The 19,545-nt window shown below is 67.3% G+C and carries 21 protein-coding genes; 9 read left to right on the top strand and 12 right to left on the bottom strand.

The features are described from left to right. Window positions 1-31 precede the first annotated feature (31 nt). Together C6A82_RS12310 and C6A82_RS12305 are read left to right on the top strand one after the other, a co-directional pair. Entirely contained in the window at window positions 32-1,948 is a 1,917-nt protein-coding gene (locus tag C6A82_RS12310; RefSeq protein ID WP_105346968.1) for a gamma-glutamyltransferase family protein, read from the top strand. Further along, window positions 1,945-2,412, top strand: coding sequence for a GNAT family N-acetyltransferase (locus C6A82_RS12305; protein ID WP_105346967.1), 468 nt, complete (start codon window positions 1,945-1,947; stop codon window positions 2,410-2,412). The genes C6A82_RS12310 and C6A82_RS12305 overlap by 4 nt, the downstream gene beginning before the upstream one ends. On the opposite strand, the gene C6A82_RS12300 is transcribed toward C6A82_RS12305, so the two are convergent. The 7 genes from C6A82_RS12300 to C6A82_RS12270 all read right to left on the bottom strand — a co-directional run bounded on the left by C6A82_RS12300 (window position 2,399) and on the right by C6A82_RS12270 (window position 8,046). Further along, window positions 2,399-2,854 (bottom strand): PH domain-containing protein, encoded by a 456-nt coding sequence (locus tag C6A82_RS12300; protein WP_105346966.1) that lies wholly within the window; start codon window positions 2,852-2,854, stop codon window positions 2,399-2,401. The two genes, C6A82_RS12305 and C6A82_RS12300, sit on opposite strands and share 14 nt — an antisense overlap. Beyond that, complete coding sequence (gene ribH / locus C6A82_RS12295; protein WP_105346965.1) at window positions 2,851-3,327, bottom strand: 6,7-dimethyl-8-ribityllumazine synthase; 477 nt, start codon at window positions 3,325-3,327, stop codon at window positions 2,851-2,853. Before ribH ends, C6A82_RS12300 begins: the two co-directional genes overlap by 4 nt. Further along, on the bottom strand, window positions 3,324-4,595 hold the full coding sequence (locus tag C6A82_RS12290; RefSeq protein WP_105346976.1) for a bifunctional 3,4-dihydroxy-2-butanone-4-phosphate synthase/GTP cyclohydrolase II: 1,272 nt from the start codon (window positions 4,593-4,595) through the stop codon (window positions 3,324-3,326). The genes ribH and C6A82_RS12290 overlap by 4 nt, the downstream gene beginning before the upstream one ends. Before the next feature lie 100 nt (window positions 4,596-4,695). Continuing rightward, window positions 4,696-4,956 carry a hypothetical protein gene (locus C6A82_RS12285; protein WP_105346964.1) on the bottom strand — a complete coding sequence of 87 codons (261 nt, stop codon included), beginning with the start codon at window positions 4,954-4,956 and terminating at the stop codon, window positions 4,696-4,698. A 103-nt stretch (window positions 4,957-5,059) separates the two neighbouring features. Then, window positions 5,060-5,368 carry a hypothetical protein gene (locus tag C6A82_RS12280; RefSeq protein ID WP_105346963.1) on the bottom strand — a complete coding sequence of 103 codons (309 nt, stop codon included), beginning with the start codon at window positions 5,366-5,368 and terminating at the stop codon, window positions 5,060-5,062. A gap of 561 nt (window positions 5,369-5,929) precedes the next feature. Then, on the bottom strand, window positions 5,930-7,027 hold the full coding sequence (locus C6A82_RS12275; RefSeq protein ID WP_105346962.1) for an IS110 family transposase: 1,098 nt from the start codon (window positions 7,025-7,027) through the stop codon (window positions 5,930-5,932). Between the two features lie 413 nt (window positions 7,028-7,440). Then, entirely contained in the window at window positions 7,441-8,046 is a 606-nt protein-coding gene (locus tag C6A82_RS12270; protein WP_105346974.1) for a riboflavin synthase, read from the bottom strand. A 40-nt stretch (window positions 8,047-8,086) separates the two neighbouring features. On the opposite strand from C6A82_RS12270, the gene C6A82_RS12265 reads away from it, so the two are divergent. Then, window positions 8,087-8,803: an LppX_LprAFG lipoprotein gene (locus C6A82_RS12265; protein WP_105346975.1), complete on the top strand. Its 717-nt coding sequence runs from the start codon at window positions 8,087-8,089 to the stop codon at window positions 8,801-8,803. Then, window positions 8,803-10,413: an MFS transporter gene (locus C6A82_RS12260; protein WP_199193868.1), complete on the top strand. Its 1,611-nt coding sequence runs from the start codon at window positions 8,803-8,805 to the stop codon at window positions 10,411-10,413. The genes C6A82_RS12265 and C6A82_RS12260 overlap by 1 nt, the downstream gene beginning before the upstream one ends. Window positions 10,414-10,417: 4 nt before the next feature. Here the strand turns inward: C6A82_RS12260 and C6A82_RS12255 are convergent, their stop codons facing one another. Beyond that, window positions 10,418-10,573, bottom strand: a complete 156-nt coding sequence (locus C6A82_RS12255) for a hypothetical protein (RefSeq protein ID WP_199193867.1) — start codon at window positions 10,571-10,573, stop codon at window positions 10,418-10,420. A 212-nt stretch (window positions 10,574-10,785) separates the two neighbouring features. Here C6A82_RS12255 and C6A82_RS12250 point away from each other — a divergent pair, with 212 nt between their 5' ends. The 5 genes from C6A82_RS12250 to C6A82_RS12230 all read left to right on the top strand — a co-directional run bounded on the left by C6A82_RS12250 (window position 10,786) and on the right by C6A82_RS12230 (window position 15,597). Further along, a complete protein-coding gene (locus C6A82_RS12250) occupies window positions 10,786-11,835 on the top strand; it encodes an ABC transporter permease (RefSeq protein WP_105346960.1) in 1,050 nt (349 codons plus the stop codon). Continuing rightward, entirely contained in the window at window positions 11,835-12,827 is a 993-nt protein-coding gene (locus C6A82_RS12245; protein WP_105346959.1) for an ATP-binding cassette domain-containing protein, read from the top strand. Before C6A82_RS12250 ends, C6A82_RS12245 begins: the two co-directional genes overlap by 1 nt. A gap of 70 nt (window positions 12,828-12,897) precedes the next feature. Continuing rightward, window positions 12,898-13,458, top strand: a complete 561-nt coding sequence (locus C6A82_RS12240) for a type 1 glutamine amidotransferase domain-containing protein (protein WP_199193866.1) — start codon at window positions 12,898-12,900, stop codon at window positions 13,456-13,458. A 65-nt stretch (window positions 13,459-13,523) separates the two neighbouring features. After that, window positions 13,524-14,573 (top strand): ABC transporter permease, encoded by a 1,050-nt coding sequence (locus C6A82_RS12235; protein ID WP_105346958.1) that lies wholly within the window; start codon window positions 13,524-13,526, stop codon window positions 14,571-14,573. A gap of 4 nt (window positions 14,574-14,577) precedes the next feature. Then, complete coding sequence (locus C6A82_RS12230; RefSeq protein WP_105346957.1) at window positions 14,578-15,597, top strand: ATP-binding cassette domain-containing protein; 1,020 nt, start codon at window positions 14,578-14,580, stop codon at window positions 15,595-15,597. On the opposite strand, the gene ribD is transcribed toward C6A82_RS12230, so the two are convergent. The 4 genes from ribD to fmt are packed head-to-tail and all read right to left on the bottom strand — an operon-like array spanning window position 15,578 to window position 19,545. Further along, the gene (gene ribD / locus C6A82_RS12225; protein WP_105346956.1) at window positions 15,578-16,579 is read right to left on the bottom strand and encodes a bifunctional diaminohydroxyphosphoribosylaminopyrimidine deaminase/5-amino-6-(5-phosphoribosylamino)uracil reductase RibD; all 1,002 of its coding nucleotides are present in this window, start codon (window positions 16,577-16,579) and stop codon (window positions 15,578-15,580) included. The genes C6A82_RS12230 and ribD overlap by 20 nt on opposite strands. After that, complete coding sequence (rpe, locus tag C6A82_RS12220; protein ID WP_105346955.1) at window positions 16,576-17,253, bottom strand: ribulose-phosphate 3-epimerase; 678 nt, start codon at window positions 17,251-17,253, stop codon at window positions 16,576-16,578. The genes ribD and rpe overlap by 4 nt, the downstream gene beginning before the upstream one ends. A gap of 4 nt (window positions 17,254-17,257) precedes the next feature. Continuing rightward, a complete protein-coding gene (locus C6A82_RS12215) occupies window positions 17,258-18,622 on the bottom strand; it encodes an rRNA small subunit methyltransferase B (RefSeq protein ID WP_105346971.1) in 1,365 nt (454 codons plus the stop codon). Further along, entirely contained in the window at window positions 18,619-19,545 is a 927-nt protein-coding gene (gene fmt, locus C6A82_RS12210) for a methionyl-tRNA formyltransferase (RefSeq protein ID WP_105346954.1), read from the bottom strand. Before fmt ends, C6A82_RS12215 begins: the two co-directional genes overlap by 4 nt.

The raw sequence follows: 19,545 nt of genomic DNA, 5'->3' as shown, positions 1-19,545 counted from the left end.
CAGACGTCATTGATGATCTACCGTTTCAGTGATGGGGACCCTGTCGACGCGACTGACGGCTCCGCTGGCGGGGGTCGTCCTGGTGCTGGCCGGATGCGGGGGCCAGGAGAACGGCCCGCCGCCTGCCGCGGCGAGTCCGTGCGCAGTGGTGGACAACGGCACCCCGGCGCCGAAGACCTCGCAGGACGCGGCCGCAGGCGGCACGAAACCGGAAGTCGCCACCGGCTACCGCAAGGACATGACCGCGGTGCACACCGCGCACTATGCCGTCGCCACAGCCAACCCCCTGGCCACTCGGGAGGCCTGTGAGGTGCTGAAGGACGGCGGTACCGCGGCCGACGCCCTTGTGGCGGCGCAAACCGTGCTCGGGCTCGTGGAACCACAGTCCTCCGGGATCGGCGGCGGCGGGTTCCTGCTCTACTACGACGCCGAGGCGAACAAGGTGCAGGCATACGACGGCCGGGAGGTCGCGCCCGCCGCGGCGAACGAGAACTACCTGCGCTGGATATCCGATACAAACCGCACCGAACCCAAACCGGATGCCAGGGCGTCGGGCCGGTCCATCGGGGTCCCTGGCATCCTCCGGATGCTGATGGATGTCCACCAGCAGCACGGCAAGACCGCCTGGCGCGACCTGTTCGCTCCCGCCGTGACGATGGCCGACGACGGATTCGACATCAGCCCGCGACTCGCGACCGCGATCTCCGACACCGCACCCCAGCTGCGGCTCGACCGCGAGGCGGCCGCCTACTTCCTCAACGCCGACGGCACCCCGAAGGCCGCCGACACCAAGCTCGCCAACCCCGCCTACTCCAAGACGCTTGGCGTCATCGCAACCGACCCTCAGTCCTTCTACAGCGGTGACATCGCGAAGGCCATCGTCGCCGCGGCCGCCGATACATCCGGCGGGCGCACGCCCAGCCTGATGACACCCGAGGACCTGGCCGGCTATACCGTCAGAGAACGCGAACCGATCTGCACGCCGTACCGGGGCATGCAGGTGTGCGGTATGCCGCCGCCGTCGTCGGGCGGTATCGCGGTAGCCGCCACCCTCGGCATGCTGGAACGGTTTGCGATGAACGAGCACAAGCCCACCGAAATGGATCTCAACGGCGGCAAGCCGTCGGTGATGGGTGTGCATCTGGTCTCCGAAGCAGAGCGACTCGCCTACGCCGACCGTGACAAGTACGTCGCCGACACGGATTTCGTGCCACTGCCCGGCGGCACCCCGAACTCGCTGTTGAACAGCGACTACCTCGCGCAGCGCGCCGCGCTCATCTCCGACCAGCGCAGCATGGGCACCGCGAAGCCCGGCGAGTTCGGTGCGGCGCCGTCCACGCCGGTGCCCGTCGAAGAACACGGCACCAGCCAGATCAGCGTGGTCGACTCAGCGGGCAACGCCGCTGCGCTGACCACCACTGTCGAGTCCCAGTTCGGCTCCTTTCACATGGTGGACGGCTTCATCCTCAACAACCAGCTGACCGACTTCTCGGCCGAGCCTGCCGATCCCGACGGCGTGCCGGTGGCCAATCGGGTCGGGCCGGGAAAGCGGCCGCGCAGCACGATGGCGCCGACCCTGATATTCGACGGGTCCGGCCGTGACCGTGGCCCGCTGTATGCGACGCTCGGCTCGCCGGGGGGCTCGGTGATCATTCAATTCGTGGTGAAAACCGTTGTCGGAATGGTGGATTGGGGGATGGATCCGCAGCAGGCCGTGGGCATGGTCGACTTCGGCGCGGCGAACTCGCCGAAGACCAACGTCGGCGGCGAGCATCCCAGCATCGACGGCGACAACGATCCGCTGGTGCAGGGCCTGCGCCGGCTCGGCCACCAGGTTGACCTGGCGGACCAGTCCAGCGGGCTGTCCGCGATCGTGCGTGACGCCCCTGGCTGGACCGGCGGGGCGGACCCGCGGCGCGAGGGGCTGGTGATGGGCGATCCCCGGTGACGGCGCGGGTCGCCCGGTTGGCGGAATCGGACTGGCGACTCTTCGCCGCCGTCCGACTGCGCGCACTCACCGACTCCCTCGGCGACGACGACCCCCAGTACCGCCAGGAGTCCTCCTTCACCGCTGCGCAGTGGCGGCGGCGCCTTCGCGACCACGCACAGTTCGCCGCGCTGCTCGACAACCGCCCGGTAGGACTCATCGGTGCCCAGCAGGAGAACGCAGAAACGGTTTACCTGTACTCACTTTGGCTCGATCCCGCCGCCCGGGGGCACGGGCTGGCTCGACCGCTTGTCGCCGCCGCTCTCGACTGGGCACGTGATCGGCAGGCGCGTGTCGTCACGCTGCGGGTCGCGGTGAACAACACCGTAGCGCGCGGCGTGTACGAGAGTTTGGGCTTCTTGCCGGTGACCGCCGAGGGGGTCAACGTCCGCGATGAGGTCGCGATGTCGCTCAGTGTGCGTTGAGGTCCGGGCGGTAGCGCACGAGGAGTTCGCGCACGTTGTCCATCGCCTCGACGGCACGCTGCTTGTCGACGGCCTGGATCGCCATCGCCGGAATGTACTCGTCGTCGGCCAGCTCGACCCTGGCCCATCGCGCGCCGCGGGGGAAAGACACATCCACAACGTCAGACCAGGCAATCAGCTTGTCACCGAGTAGATTTCGTACCGAAACGCCGAGCGCGCCGACCCGCAGCCGTGGTCGGGCGAACAGCAGTACGGCGCAGGCGATGACGACGCCGAGCAGCGCGATCGCGACCTGATCGGCGGTCTGGAATATCACTCCGGTGGACGAGATCTTCAGCAGCACACCGACGAGCACGTGGGCGGCGAGAATCAGCGCCGCGGCCCCGTAGGCGAAATACGGTGTCAGATGCGGACGTACCTCGAGGTCCCAGGAGGGGCTCATCGCCGGAGATCACGCAGCGTAAGCGCCGTCGACAGCGCCGCGGCTGCGGCCTGCGCGCCCTTGTCCTCGGTCGAGTCCGGCAGGCCTGCCCTTGCCAATGCCTGCTGCTCGGTGTCGGTGGTCAGCACACCGTTGGCTACCGGCGTCGACAAATCCAGCGAGACCCTGGTCAGACCCTGGGTGACCGCGTCGCATACATAGTCGAAATGCGGTGTCTCGCCGCGGATCACCACACCGAGGGCGACGACGGCGTCATGGTTGGCTGCCAGTGCCTGCGCCACCACGGGGATTTCGATCGCGCCGAGCACGCGGACCACGGTCGGGTTGTCGACGCCCGAGTCGGCCGCCACCTTGCGGGCACCGTCGAGCAGCGCGTCGCAGATCGTCTCGTGCCACGTGCTGGCGACGATGGCCAGCGTCAGCCCCGACGCGTCGACCTGCGGCAGGTCGGGAACTCCGGCAGCTGGACTCATACGGCTCCGCCGAATTCGCCTGGGACCACTTCGTCATAGTCGTCGAGGCCGGTCAGGTCGTGGCCCATGCGGTCGCGTTTGGTCATCAGGTAGCGAATGTTCTCGGCGTTGGCCCGCACCGGCAGCGGCACGCGCTCGATGATGTGTAGTCCATAGCCGTCCAACCCGACGCGCTTGGCGGGGTTGTTGGTGAGCAGCCGCATCGACCGGACACCGAGGTCGACGAGTATCTGGGCCCCGATGCCGTAGTCGCGGGCGTCGGCAGGCAACCCGAGCTTGAGATTGGCGTCGACGGTGTCGTCGCCTGCGTCCTGCAACTGATAGGCCTGCAGTTTGTGCATGAGCCCGATGCCGCGGCCCTCATGCCCGCGCATGTACAGCACCACACCGCGGCCTTCCCTGGCCACCATCGCCAGCGCGGCGTCCAACTGCGGGCCGCAGTCGCAGCGGCGGGATCCGAACACGTCACCGGTGAGGCACTCGGAGTGCACGCGCACCAGCACGTCGTGCCCGTCGGCCTCCGGTCCGGCGATGTCGCCTCTGACCAGGGCGACGTGCTCGACGTCCTCGTAGATGCTGGTGTAGCCGACCGCACGGAATTCGCCGTGCCGCGTCGGGATACGGGCCTCGGCCACCCGTGCGATGTGCTTCTCGTGCTTGCGGCGCCACTCGATGAGGTCGGCGATCGAGATCAGCGCGAGGTCGTGCTCGTCGGCGAACACCCGCAGCTCGTCTGTCTGCGCCATCGCGCCCTCGTCCTTTTGGCTGACGATCTCGCAGATCGCACCCGCCGGGTGCAGTCCGGCCATCCGGGCCAGGTCGACGGCGGCCTCGGTGTGGCCCGGCCTGCGCAGCACGCCGCCGTCCTTGGCGCGCAGCGGGACGACGTGGCCTGGCCGGGTGAAGTCGTCGGCGACACTGGTGGGATCGGCGAGCAGGCGCATCGTGGTGGCACGGTCGGACGCCGAGATACCGGTGCCCACACCTTCTTTCGCGTCGACGGTCACGGTGTAGGCGGTGCCGTGCTTGTCCTGGTTCACCGCGTACATCGGCAGCAGGCCGAGCTTGTCGCAGACGGCGCCGTCGAGCGGCACACAGAGATAACCCGAGGTGTAGCGGACCATGAACGCGACGAGCTCGGGTGTCGCCTTCTCAGCGGCGAAGATGAGGTCGCCCTCGTTCTCGCGGTCCTCGTCGTCGATGACGACAACGGCCTTGCCCGCTGCGATGTCGGCAACCGCCCGTTCGACGGAGTCCAACCTCGTCATGTTCGCCACCCTTGCCGGTTCCGGTCGGAACCATCGTCATCGTGTTCAGTATGAACCACGACGAGGTGGCGATTATTGCCAGCTGCCGGCGAAGCGCCAGTTAGCAGGGGTCGCCGGGAGGGGTGTAATAAGGAACACCCTCGACCGTGTAGCACGGCACTTCGCCCGGTACGTAGGGAACGGCGGCCGACGCGATGGCCACGCCCGTTGCCACGTCACCCACGACGTTGGTGCAGCCGCCCACCCCGACGTGGCGTCCGCGGGCACCCGCGCAGATGTCTGCGTCGGCGACCGGCGCCACGATGACCGGCGAGACCGCCGCTGCTGCGACTGTCAACAGCGCTGCTGCCAACTTCTTCATTGAATGCATCCTTCTGCTCGCCCGGCCCCTCGCTAGTATCGCGCCCGCGCAGTCCGCTCGTGCGGAATTCGCTGTTCGCCCCCCGCACCGCCGATGTCGACGATTACGCCAGGCCGGCGATGAGCGCCAAAACGGCGATGACGATGAGCACGATTCCGACCAAGACACAGAACGACCCGGTGGCCGTCAGCTTCTGGTCGCGATCGGCTTCGGCGTCGGTCATTCCCCTGACGGAGGTCTTCATTCGCCCGAGCAGCTCTCTCGACGAGATTCGCGTCATACCACGCCTGGCGGCTTTTGGATCGCCGCCCACATCGTCTGGAACGGTGCCGATGCCGTTGCCGTAGAGGACGAGGCCGAGCACGATCAGCACAACGGCCAGAACCAATAGCACCACCGCGAACGCAATCATTTGGCGCTCTTTCTTCGTAGAGTCGACGCGCTTGCTGCGCGATGTGTGCCCGCTGCGAGGAACGGCGAAACGGCGTGTCAAGTCCATGCCGCAAGCACCACAGGTCGTCAGCAGACCGGCGGTGGTTTCCAGAGGGAAGGTCAGCACTCGGTGCAGGCTCGGCAGCAGCCACGGAATTCGAGGGGCCCGAGGTGGCCGAATCTGACTAGCGACCGTTCTGACTCAGTATTCGGCCCCGCCGCACCCAACCCACAACTGATATGTAGATCGTTTTGTCAAGGGGGCAGGGTGAAGCGGCGGCCGCGACCGTCGTCGTGGCCGCCGCTTCTTTGACTAGATGAGTGTCGCTGTCGGGAGCGAGCGTGTCGTGTCGACGCGTATCAGTCTGAAATGCGCGGGTTGGCTACCGCAGGACGGGACCTTCGAATCGGAGTTGGCCAGCGGGTCTAGCGTCGAGCGTCATCATGCTGCGGGACAGCATGATTGCTCATAGTTGTTTCGCGGGTCTCTCCAGGACGCTGGCCGCCCTTCACCGTCACTCATCTGGACACTGGGGGTGGGTTACTCGGGCATGGTTGCCAGTGACCAGCACCAGCCGGCCAATTCTCGCGCGATGGCCACGTTGGCGATGACCGGGCGCTTCTTGCGGGCATCGAAACCAGCCCACCGCGAGTTCAGGCGCCGGTTGGCTGCCTGACCCCGGGCCCGCACCGCCGGCGAGGCCAGCTCCCACCGCCGCCGCAGTTCAGCCCCGGGCCGATATCGGCTGCGGTGGTGCCACGCGGCTTCGACCAGCAGCCGGCGGACGTGGCCGTTGCCGGTCTTGGTGACGCCGCCCTGGGTGCGACTGTCCCCGGAGGAGTATTCGCTGGGTACTAAACCGACATAGGCGCCGATGCTGCGGCCGGTCAGTCGGTGCCAGTCGCCGATCTCGACCGCCAACCCGAACGCCGTCAGCGTGGCTACCCCGCGAATGCAGCCCAACCGGTGCACTACCGCAGTGAACTCGCTGTCGGCGGCCATTGCGCTGATCGCGTCGTCGAGGCGGTCACGGCGATCCACACATGCCAGCATCGCGTCGAACGCGGCCTCATAGCTGATATGCAGTGCCGGATTATCGAACCGCTGGGCACGTAACCAGCTCTCGTGCTTGCCATTCCAGGCCTGCCCACCGGAGTACACAATCCCTTGACGCAGCAGCAATTTGGAAACCCGGTGCCGAGCAGTCATGAGGTCGGTGCGGCAGTCGTCCCGAGCACGGAGCAGGTCACGGGCGGCTTCCTGGCTGGCGGGGGGAATCGTCACTGCGGTGATCTGACCCAGATGCAGCAACCGGGCCAAATGGGTGGCGTCACGGGTATCGGTTTTGACCCGGTCCCCGACGGGACGAATCAACTTCGACGGTGCCGCCACCTCACAGACGATCCCGGCAGCGGTCAACGCTCGAGCCAACCGGAACCCGGTCGGGCCGGCCTCATAGGTCACCGCCACCGGGCCCGGCAGATCACCAAGCCAACCGACAATCTCCCCGTGATCGGGAGTCAACCGTCGCTGGAACACCTCACCGGTGTCCCCATCCAAAGCACACGCAACAACCGATCGCGCGTGCACATCCAACCCAACACTCGTACGCTGAATCTTCACTGGGGCCTCCCACATCTTGTGGCTCTACCGGCCAGGACCCAATTCCTGTCGGCAACCCACGTTCACATGTGAGCGGGGCCCCAGCCCCTCATACCGTCTAGCGCGCCGACTGAGTACGCGAAAGTAATTAACGCGGTTTCATGAAAATCAGGGCACGGGTAACCCTGTCCAGGGAGGAGACGCGCGAATGGTCGGCCGTTCGCGCAGCCGAAGGTCTCGCCGGTTCTGCCCACGTGCTGGCGAGACCGCCCCATGTCGTCGGTAGGCGCCGATACCGTCCGCACATGAGCAACGCAGCGCCCTGCGCCACGACCGCTGGAAACAAGTTCCACGAGCTGCCGGGCTGCGGCGCTTCGGCCGATGCTCTTGCTTGGGTGGGGAAAATTCAGACGGGCATTCGCCGTCATCTTTGACCCGTGTTGAAAACACTAGGTAGAAGGATTATCCCATGTCATGAGCCGTTCAACATACTTGGCGATGACGTCGACCTCGAGGTTGACCTGCGTGCCGACCGTCGCGCGGCCCAGTGTGGTCAGCGACAGTGTGGTGGGGATCAGCGATACCTCGAACCAGTCACGGCCGATGCCGGAAACCGTCAAAGACACACCATCGACGGTGATCGAGCCCTTCTCCACGACGTAGCGGGAAAGGCCGGTCGGCAGCGCTATCCGCACCACCTCCCAGTGTTCGGAAGGTGTGCGCGCAATCACTGGTCCGGTGCCGTCGACGTGGCCCTGCACGATGTGACCGCCGAGCCGGCTGTTGAGTGCCGCGGCCCGTTCCAGATTGACGTGGCTTCCGACACCGACGCCCGCCAGGCTCGAGCGGTCCAGCGTCTCCTTCATGACGTCGGCGGAGAACTGCCCACCTGCCTGTACCTCCACCACGGTGAGGCACACGCCGTTGACGGCGATCGAGTCGCCGTGTCCCGCATCGGCGGTGACGACGGGCCCGCGGATCACGAATCGTGCCGCGTCGGCGAGGTCTTCCTTGCCGACCACTTCGCCCAGCTCTTCGACGATTCCGGTGAACACGCCAATCAGGGTACGCAGCGTCACCCTCTACGATGCACTCATGCAGACGCGCCCAAAAAACGCAGTCCGATCTCTTTGGCTAATCCTCACCGCACTTTTCGCAGCGACAGTCCTCATTGCCGGTTGTTCATCGTCAGATCAGAAGTCGAGCGAATCGCTGCCGGACGCGGCGACGTTGCTGAAAGAGTCCAACACCGCGACCCGCAACCTCAAGAGCGTTCATCTGGACCTGAGCGTGCAGGGAACACTCGAGGATCTGCCCATCAAGACCCTCGCCGGTGACCTGACCAACGTGCCCGCGGTCGCCGCCCAAGGCAATACGAAGCTGACCTTCCAGGGCAGCGACGTGGACGCCAACTTCGTCGTCGCCGACTCCATCCTCTACGTCGCGCTCTCCGGTGACAGCTACATCGACATGGGGCCGGCCGCCGACGTCTATGACGTTGCCGCCATCCTCAATCCGGATACCGGTCTGGCGAATGTGCTGGCGAACTTCAGCGAGCCGAAATCGGAGAGCACCGAGACCATCAACGGTGTGGAGACGGTCAAGGTCACCGGTCAGGTCAGCGCCGACGCGGTCAACAAGATCGCCCCGCCGATCAAGGCGACCGGACCGGTCCCCGGCACGGCGTGGATCGAGAAGGACGGCGACCACAAGCTGGTGCAGGCGAAGCTGGAGCCGTCGGAAGGCAACAGCGTGCAGATGACGCTGTCGGATTGGGACAAGCCCGTCACCGTCTCCAAACCCGCCGTTTGATGACGGTCGCAGCGCCGGTGGGTTCGAACCGGAGCCGCCGAATAGCGATCAGCGCGGGTGCGCTCGCCGTGCTGCTCGGTGCCCTCGACACCTATGTCGTGGTCACGATCATCCGCGACATCATGTCCGACGTCGGCATCGCAATCAATCAGATTCAGCGCGTCACCCCGATCGTCACCGGATACCTGCTCGGCTACATCGCGGCGATGCCGCTGCTGGGCCGCGCCTCGGACCGTTTCGGCCGCAAGATGCTGCTTCAGGTCAGCCTGGCGGGCTTCGCCATCGGTTCGGTGATCACCGCCTTATCGACCGATCTCACGATGCTGGTCATCGGCCGCGTCGTGCAGGGCGCCGCCAGCGGTGCGCTGCTTCCGGTCACGCTGGCGCTGGCGGCCGATCTGTGGGCGGCCCGCAACCGGGCGGGGGTGCTCGGAGGCATCGGTGCGGCTCAGGAGCTGGGCAGCGTGCTGGGCCCGATGTACGGCATCGCCCTGGCCTGGCTGTTTCATCACTGGCAGTCGGTGTTCTGGGTCAACGTGCCGCTCGCGGTCATCGCGATGGTGATGATCCACTTCAGCCTGCCGCCCAAGATGCGCAGCGAACAGCCGGAAAAAGTGGACGTCGTCGGCGGCATCCTGCTGGCGATCACCCTCGGCTTGATCGTCATCGGCATGTACAACCCGGCACCGGACGGCAAGCACGTGCTGCCGCCATACGGTCCGCCGCTGCTGATCGGCGCGCTCGTCGCAGCCGTCGCCTTCTTCGTGTGGGAACGCTTCGCCACTACCCGGCTTATCGACCCCGCCGGCGTGGTTTTCCGTCCGTTCCTGGCCGCGCTCGGCGCGTCCTTGACGGCGGGCGCCGCGTTGATGGTGACGCTCGTCAACGTCGAACTCTTCGGCCAGGGCGTCCTCGGCCAGGATCAGAACGAAGCCGCCTTCCTTTTGCTGCGCTTCCTCATCGCCCTGCCGATCGGCGCGCTACTCGGCGGCTGGATCGCCACCAGGATCGGCGATCGGGCAGTGGCCTGTATCGGCCTGCTGATCGCCGCGGGCGGCTATTACCTGATAGCGCAGTGGCCGGTCAATCTGCTGGCCGCCCGTCACGACCTCGGGTTCGTGGCGCTGCCGGTGCTCGACACCGACCTGGCCATCGCCGGCCTGGGACTCGGCCTGGTGATCGGCCCGCTGACGTCGGCGACGCTGCGCGTGGTGCCGTCCGCCCAGCACGGCATCGCCTCGGCGGCAGTCGTGGTGGCCAGGATGATCGGCATGCTGGTGGGGATCGCCGGGCTGAGCGCATGGGGCCTGTACAGGTTCAATCAGATCCTGCAGTCGTTGCCCGCGCCGAAAGCCGACAATCTGGCGGCCAAGCTCGCTGCCGAGGCGGCGAAGTACAAGACCGCATTCGCCATGCAGTACGGCGAGATGTTCGGCATCACCGCTATCGTCTGCGTCGTCGGCGCTGTTCTCGCGCTGCTGATCAGCGGACGCCACGAGCATGCCGACGAACCGGTGACTGGCGCGCCCGGCGTCGACGGCGACGACACCCCCACGCAGATGATCGGCGCGGCACCGCCCGACTCAGCGCCGCGCCGGCACCGGCGCTGAGGAATCAGCAGCGTTCGACGCCGGGCCGGATCAGCACCGGTTCGGCGACGACGTCCGCGGTGTCGTTCGCGGAATCGCCACGCAACGCGCAGATGAACGCTTTGACGTGATCCCTCGGGTCGAAGGGGCGAATGTTGAGCCAGTCCTGCAATGCAGTCACGCTCGTTCCTTTGTTCGTGCTCACCAGGTGCGCCACTCAGCGGTGAAAGCGCGATGTATCAGGCCTGATGGCCGGTTCCCGATCGATTCTACCGTCCTGACCGGAGATAACCGGGCCTGCGACAGTCAGTATTCCACAGTAGTTTTCGTCACATTTGACTTCATCCGGCAAACGACCCACCAGAAGTCTCGGCGCTGACGTAGCGTCACCACATGTTGCGTGTGACGCTGCGCGACCTGCAATGGCGACGACGGCGGTTCGTGATCGCGATCGTGGGCACCGGACTGGTGTTCGCGATGACGCTCGTACTCACGGGACTCTCCAACGGTTTTCGCGTCGAGGCCGACGACACCGTCGATGCATTGGGCTTCGACACCTACCTGGTGAAGTCCGGGCCCGCCGGTCCGTTCATCGGCTCACCGCCGTTCCCGCAGACCGAAGTTGCAACGGCGTCGCGGATTCCGGGCGTCACCGCCGCGGTTCCGCTCGTCTACACGGCGACGACCGTGCCCGACGGCGACTCGACGAGGAACGTCAACGTGTTCGGCGCCCCCGCCGACGGCCAGGGGATGCCGGCGGTCGCGAGCGGTCGCCCGCCGTCGGACTCTGACGAAGCGGCGGTGTCGAGCATCCTCGGCGCCAGGGTGGGCGACGATCTCGAAATCGGTTCGCGGGCTTTACGAATCGTCGGCATCGTCGACGACTCCACCGCCCTGGCCGGCCAACCGAATATTTTTCTGACCGTCGACGGCGCACAGCAGTTGGGTTACAGCGCGCAACCGATCGTGACGTCCATCGGCATCCACGGCTCCCCCGAACAGGTGCCGACGGGATTCAAAACGATCGATCGGGCCGGTGCGGTGGCGGACCTGTTGCGACCGATGACGGCCGCGGTCTCGGCGATCACGATGATCGCGGTTCTGCTGTGGATCGTCGCCGCGCTCATCGTTGGCTCGGTGATCTACCTCTCCGCGCTCGAACGCACCCGAGACTTCGCCGTGCTCAAGGCAGTTGGTGTCTCGACACGATCAGTGTTGGCCGGGTTGTGCCTGCAGGCCGTCGTCGTCGCGGTGGTCGCCGCGGTGCTGGGCGGAGTTGTCTCGTTGGTGCTCGGGCCGCTGTTCCCGATGCGGGTGGTGGTGCCGACATCGGCATATCTGTTGTTGCCCGTCGTCGGGGTGCTGATCGGGCTGCTCGCGAGCATCGCCGGAATGCGGCGTGCGGTGACCATCGATCCCGCGCTCGCGTTCGGGGGGCCGTGATGGGCGATCTCCGTATCGACGATCTTGTCGTCGAGTACAACAGCGGTGGCTACGCGGTGCGGCCGATCGACGGGCTCAACCTCGAGGTCAAAGCGGGCTCGCTGGCGCTGCTGCTTGGTCCGAGCGGTTGTGGCAAAACCACCCTGCTGTCGTGTCTGGGCGGCATCCTGCGCCCGACGTCGGGCCGTATCGCTCTCGGGAATGTGGACGTGACCGGATTGGCTGCGCCCGCACTGACGTTGTACCGGCGCCGGACCGTCGGCATCGTGTTCCAGGCCTTCAACCTGTTGGCCAGCCTGACCGCGCTGGAGAACGTCATGGTGCCGATGGACGCGGCGGGGGTGAAGAGCAAGGAGTCACGCAGGCGCGCCGAGGAACTGCTGGAGCGGGTCGGCCTGAAGGACCGGATGCGGCACCGCCCCGGCGACCTCAGCGGCGGGCAGCAACAGCGGGTCGCCGTCGCGCGCGCCATCGCGCTCGACCCGCCGCTGATCCTGGCCGACGAGCCGACCGCGCACCTGGACTTCATTCAGGTCGAAGAGGTGCTGCGGCTGATCCGCGAACTCGCCTCCGGTGACCGCCTCGTCGTGGTGGCGACTCACGACACCCGGATGCTGCCGCTCGCCGACCGGGTGGTCGAACTGGTACCACACGTGGCGACAACGGATCGGCCGCCGGAAGCCATCCGGCTGTCACCCGGTGAGGTGCTGTTCGAGCAGGGTTCGATGGGCGATCTCATCTACGTCGTCGACGCGGGCGAGTTCGAGATCGTCCGCCAATTGGCCGACGGCGGTGAGGAATTGCTTCGCGTCGCGACCGCGGGTGACTACTTCGGTGAGATCGGAACGCTGTTCGGGCTGCCCCGCTCGGCCACCGTGCGGGCCCGCACCGACGCCACGGTGACCGGCTACACCGGAAAGGCCTTCCGCGAGCGCCTCGGCCCGGCAGGCGTGCGCGATGCGATCGAGGGTCGCGAGGTGTCGATCGACTGATCGACACATGATTGCCTCCCCAATCGCGTGGGTATGCGGCCGACCACGCGACAAAAGGAAAGAGGCAGACATGACCACCACTTTGGCCGGTAAGCGCATCGCCTTCCTCGTCGCCCCAGAAGGCGTCGAGCAGGTCGAGTTGACCGAGCCCTGGAAGGCCGTCGAGAAAGCGGGCGGCACACCGGAACTGGTGTCCACCGAGGTGGGCAAAATCCAGGCGTTCAACCACCTGACGCCCGCCGACACGTTCGAGGCGGACAAGGCGGCCAATTCCGTCGCCGCGGCCGAGTACGACGGGCTGGTGTTGCCCGGTGGCGTCGCGAACCCCGACTTCCTGCGTGGGAACGCGGCAGCGGTGCACTTCACCCGCAGTTTCTTCGACACCGGACGACCCGTGGCGGCCATCTGCCACGCCCCGTGGACCATGATCGACGCCGACGTGGTACGCGGCCGGATGATCACGTCGTGGCCGAGCCTGCGCATAGATCTGCTCAACGCGGGCGCCAATTGGGTCGACGAGGAAGTGGTGGTGTGCTCGCGCGGACCCAACACCCTGGTGTCCAGCCGAAAGCCCGACGATCTGCCCGCATTCTGCAAAACGTTGGTCGGAACATTCGCCGCTGGCCGCTGAACGCGCACGACACGACGTACGCGAACCCGACCCGCAACCGCGCGGGCGTCGGTAGCGTCGCGTACATGCTGCTCGCCGCGCTGCGCGACATGCAATGGCGAAAGCGGCGTTTCGTCATCGCGATCCTCTCCACCGCCATCATCTTCGGCATGACTTTGGTGTTGACCGGGCTGGCGAACGGCTTCCGGGCAGAGGCGCAGCGCACCGTCGACTCTCTCGGTGCCGATCTGTTCCTCGTCAAAGACGGCGCATCCGGCCCGTTCGTCGGCGCCACGCCCTTCGCCCCGGTCGACCTCCGCCGGATCGCCGGCTCCCCCGGTGTGCAAGCCGCCGCCCCGTTGGTCTACGCGGGCGGCACGGTGACGCTGGGCGACGCGACCCGAAACGCCGATCTGTTCGGTGCACCGGAGAAGGGCCCCGGCATGCCCCCCGTTTCGGAGGGGCGGCCTCCGACGAACCCGGACGAGGTCGCGGTGTCGAGCACGCTGGAGCGGAACGAGGGCGAGGACATCCAGATCGCTTCGCGCCGACTGCGCATCGTCGGCATTGTGGAGAACTCCACGGCACTGGCCAACCTGCCCAACATCTTCCTCACCACCCAGGGCGCTCAACAGCTCGTGTACGGCGGGCAACCGCTGGTGGCGTCCATCGGGATCAGGGGCACGCTCGATCAGGTACCGCGAGGGTACAAGGCAATCGACCGCGAAGGCGCGATCGCCGACCTGCTCCGACCGCTCAAGGTAGCGGTCAATTCGATCACGATCGTGGCGATTCTGCTCTGGATCGTCGCCGCTCTCATCGTGGGCTCGGTGATCTACCTTTCCGCGCTGGAACGCCTGCGGGATTTCGCGGTGTACAAGGCGATCGGCGTCCCGACGGGTTCGATCGCGGCTGGACTGGCGCTGCAGGCGATCGTCGTCGCGCTGTCTGCCGTCGTGGTCGGCGTCGTGCTCTCGGCACTGCTCGGACCCATCTTCCCCATGCAGGTCATCGTGCCCGGCTACGCCTACGTCGTCCTGCCGGTGATCGCGGTGGTTTTCGGCTTGATCGCGAGCGGCACCGGACTGCGTCGCGCGGTGTCCGTCGATCCGGCGATGGCGTTCGGAGGTCCTTAGAGCCGTGGGCGATCTGAGCATCCAGGACCTGGTGGTCGAATACTCCAGCGGCGGATACGCCGTCCGTCCGCTGGACGGCTTCAACCTCGACGTTGCCGCGGGCTCACTCGTTATCCTGTTGGGCCCGAGTGGATGTGGGAAGACGACTCTGCTGTCGTGTCTGGGCGGGATCCTCAAGCCATCCGCGGGCGCGATCAAGTTCGGCGACGTTGATGTCACGTCGCTCGACGCAAAGGGGTTGTCGAAGTACCGGCGCGAGACCGTCGGCATCGTCTTCCAGGCCTTCAACCTCGTGCCCAGCCTGAGCGCGCTGGAGAACGTGATGGTGCCACTGCGCTCGGCGGGTATGCCGCGGCAGGCGGCGCGCGAGAAGGCCGAACAGCTGCTAGCGCGCGTCGGGCTCGAGGACAGGGCGACCCACCGGCCGAGCGACCTCAGTGGCGGTCAGCAACAGCGGGTCGCGGTCGCCAGGGCGATCGCGTTGGACCCGCCGTTGATCCTGGCCGATGAGCCGACCGCGCACCTCGACTTCATCCAGGTCGAGGAGGTGCTGCGGCTTATCCGAGAACTCGCATCCGGCGAGCGGATGGTCGTCGTCGCCACCCACGACAGCCGCATCCTGCCGCTGGCCGACCGGGTGGTCGAGCTCGTGCCCGACTTCGCGGAAACCAACCGACCGCCCTCAACCGTCCAGCTGGAGAAGGGCGAAGTGCTGTTCGAGGAAGGCACCATGGGCGACTGCATCTACGTCGTCTCCGATGGCGAAGTCGAGATCGTGCGCGAACTGGCCGGGGGCGGTGAGGAACTGCTGTGGGTCGCAGATCCCGGCGACTACTTCGGTGAGCTCGGCCCGCTGTTTCACATGCCCCGTTCGGCGACTGCGCGAGCGCGCACCGACGTCACGCTGACCAGCTACACGGTCGCGACGTTCCGGGAACGCCTCGGCGCAGGCGGAATCCGGGACCTGATCGAGCACCGTCCGCTCGACATCGACGACGATCCGACTACTCGGGAACCAGACTGAGAAGGATGTCCGGACCGATGGGCTCGATCCCGTCGAACCGCCATCGCTGCGCATGCGCGATGGACAGCACTCCGACGTCGTCGATCGCGGTTATCGGACCGCCCAACAGAATCGGCGCGATGTAGGCAAGGATCCTGTCGATCACGCCCGCCCGCAGAAACGCGCCCGCCAACGTCGGACCGCCCTCGATGAGCACGTCCGTGCGATCGGAGAGCGCCTTGATCACCTCGTGCGGATCGCGCGTGCGGATCACCATCGTGCGGGTGTCGTCGTTGAGAACATTGGCGTCGGGCGATATCTCGCGCTGACCCACCACGACGCGCAGCGGCTGCCGCTCGGCGAGGGTGCCATCGGGCAGCCGTGCTGTCAGCTTCGGATCGTCGATGAACACCGTCCCCGTCCCGACGACGATGGCGTCACAGGCCGCGCGGCGGCGGTGCACGTCAGCGCGGGCGGACTCGCTGGTGATCCACTGACTGCTGCCGTCGGCGGCGGCGCTGCGGCCATCTATGCTGGTCGCGAATTTCCATGTGACGTGCGGGCTTCCGGTCTTCTGCTTGTGCAGCCATTCGCGAAGCGGTCCGCTCGTGACCTCGTCGGCGAGCACACCGGCGATCACGTTCACGCCGGAGCCGGAGAGCCTGACCGCTCCCCCTGCCGCCTCGGCGGCAGGATCGTTGACGGCGTAGACGACTGTCGTGATACCCGCGGCGACAAGGGCGTCGACGCACGGCGGCGTCCGGCCGTGATGGTTGCACGGCTCGAGGGTGACCACAGCCGTACCGCCCGCGGCACGCGCGCCTGCCCGACGCAGCGCCACCACCTCCGCGTGCGGGCCACCGGTCGGCGTGGTCGCACCGACACCGACGATATCGCCGTCTCGATCCAGGATCACCGCGCCGACAGGAGGATTCGGATAAGTGCCGCCCTTGACCAGCTCCGCCTGCTCGACCGCCAGCCGCATCGCGGCGTCGAACGTCATAGCCGCAGATGTTTTGACGCGGTCGCGGCCTTCCTGCGGAGCGCCTCGACGGCGGTCGCCGGATCCTCGGCGCTGTACACCGCCGATCCTGCGACGAAGCAGTCCACGCCCGCCTCGGCGGCGTCTTCGATGGTCTCGGCGTTGATGCCGCCGTCGATCTCGACGAGGATCGTCAGCTCACCCGCATCCACCAGCCTGCGCGCGATCGCCACCTTCGGCAGCACCTCGGGAATGAACTTCTGGCCGCCGAAGCCCGGTTCGACGGACATGATCAGCAGGGTGTCGAACTCGGGCAGGATCTCCAGGTACGGCTCGAGCGGAGTGCCGGGTTTGACGGAGATGCCCGCCTTGGCGCCTGCCGCGCGGATGTCGCGGGCGACGCCGATCGGATTGTCGGTCGCCTCGGCATGGAAGGTCACGTTGTAGGCGCCCGCCTCGGCATACGGCGGCGCCCACCTGTCCGGGTTGTCGATCATCAGATGGCAGTCCATCGGGATGTCGGTCGTCGGCAACAGGCTCTCGACCACCGGCAGACCGAGCGTCAGGTTCGGCACGAAGTGGTTGTCCATCACGTCGACGTGCACCCAGTCGGCGCCCTTCACCGCCGCCACCTCATCGGCCAGCCGGGAGAAGTCGGCGGCCAGGATCGACGGGGCTATGAGCGGTCGCGACATGGGCTCACCCTACTTCGAGAGCCGCCGCGAACATCGCGTCGGTGCCGTGCCGGTGCGGCCAGAGTTGCACGTACGGCCCGTCACCGAGGTCTTCGACCCCGTCGAACAGCATCCGGGTGTCCAGCGCCGTCACCGGATGACGGCGCAGCGCGTCGGCCACCACACCGATCGTCTCGGAGAGGTGCGGTGAACAGGTGGCGTAGAGCACGACACCGCCCGGCCGGGTCAGCCTGATCGCCGAGGCCAGCAGTTCGCGCTGCAGCCGCATCAGTGCGGGCACGTCTGCCGGTTGCCTGCGCCAGCGCGCCTCCGGCCGTCGACGCAGCGCGCCGAGGCCGGTGCACGGGGCATCGACGAGCACACGGTCGAAGCCCTGCTCGATACCGGGCTCGCGGCCGTCGACGCGCAGCACCTCCACGGGCAGGCCTCTGGTGTTGTGTTCCACGAAATCGGCGCGTCGCGAGTTCGGCTCGATCGCGGTAACCCGGGCGCCCGACTGCGCGCCGATCGCGGCCAGCAGCGCAGTCTTGCCGCCCGGACCCGCGCACAGATCCAGCCATCGCCCGCCGTCGTCGTCGACGGGCGCGAGCGTGAGCGCCCTTGCCACCAGTTGGCTGCCCTCGTCCTGGACGAGCGCGACGCCGTCGCGGACCGCGTCCAGTGCTCCCGGGTCTCCCCCGGCCAGATACACCGCATAAGGCGAGTAGCGGCCGACTGTTCCGTCGACCGACGACGCGAGTTCCTCTGCGGTCAGCGCGCCGGGCCGGGCGGCGAGGTGAACGAGGGGACGGTCGTCGTCGGCGGTCAACAACGCGTCGAGTTCTCCGGCCCGCGCGCCGAGCGCATCGGCGAACGCCTGGGCGATCCACCGCGGGTGGGCGTGCACGAACGCCATGTGGCCGACGGGGTCGGAGTCCGCCGGTGGTGCGAGCTCGTCGATCCAGGACTGCGGTTCCCGCCTGGCGATGGTGCGCAGCACGCCGTTGACGAATCCGGCACGCGCCGAATCGAATTCGATTCCCGCCTGCTCGACGGTGGTGGACACCGCCGCGTGGGCGTCGACGTGTGTGCGCAGCAGTTGGTAGGTGCCAAGCCGAAGCAGGTCGAGCAGGACCTGGCTGATGCGGTCCGTCGGGCGTCCGGCGGCCTCGGCGATGACTGCGTCGAGAACTCCGCGGGTGCGGCACGTCCCGTAGGTCAGTTCGGTGGCGAACGCGGCGTCGCGGCCGGTGATACCCCGCTCGCGCAGCAGTGCGGGCAACACGAGATTGGCGTAGGCGTCACGATCCGAAACCGCCCGCAGCACGTCAAACGCCGCGCGACGTGCCGGGTCGAGTGGCTTACGGCGCGGCCCTCGCGGTTTCGTCATGAGGCCGTTGCCGATTCGTCGAGGCGAGCCCCGCGCGCCCATGCCGCCGCATCCATCTGTTTCTTGCCCGGCGGTTGAACGGTGCCGAGCAGTACGGGCGCAGAGGCCGTTCCGATCCGCACGCCGCCGCGGTCGACCCGGATTGCGCCGGGCGGCAGCGGGTCCGATGCGTCGATAGTGACGGGCCCGAGTTTGATCCGCAGGTCGCCGACAACGGTCCAGGCGCCCGGGTTCGGGGTGACCGCGCGGATCCGGCGCTCGACGACGTGGGCGGGCAGGTCCCAGCGCACCCGGGCGTCCTCGACGGTGACCTTCGGCGCGATGGTGATGCCCTCGGCCGGCTGTGGTACCGGCGAAAGCCGGCCGTCCGCGATGCCGTCCAGCGTCGTCTCCAGCAGCGCGGCACCCGAGACCGACAGCCTGCCAAGCAGATCCGCGGCGGTGTCGGTGGGTCGGATCGTCTCGGTGACCACGCCGTACACGGGCCCGGAGTCCAGTGCGAGTTCGATCTGGAACGTGGTCGCACCGGTTACCGCATCGCCCGCCGCGATCGCCGCCTGGACCGGTGCCGCGCCCCGCCACGCAGGCAGCAGAGAGAAGTGGAGGTTGATCCAGCCGTGCGTGGGCACGGCGAGAAGGCCGTCGCGGAGCAGTGCGCCGTACGCCACGACCGCACACGCGTCGGGCGCCAATTCCGCCAGCTCCGAGACGAACTCGTCGGAGTTGGGCCGGGCCGGCCGCAGGACCGGGATGCCGCTCTCGAGCGCCAGTCGCGCGACGGGCGAGGGCGACGGCGTACCCCGGCGACCGGCAACGGCATCCGGACGGGTGAGCACCGCGACGACGTCGTGGGTCGATGAGTCGACCAGCCGGCGCAGTGACGGCAGCGCAGGCTCGGGAGTACCCGCGAAGACGATGCGCAT

This window comes from Mycobacterium sp. ITM-2016-00318, assembly GCF_002968285.2.
GTDB lineage: Bacteria > Actinomycetota > Actinomycetes > Mycobacteriales > Mycobacteriaceae > Mycobacterium.
This window is presented reverse-complemented; position numbering and strand designations above follow the sequence as displayed.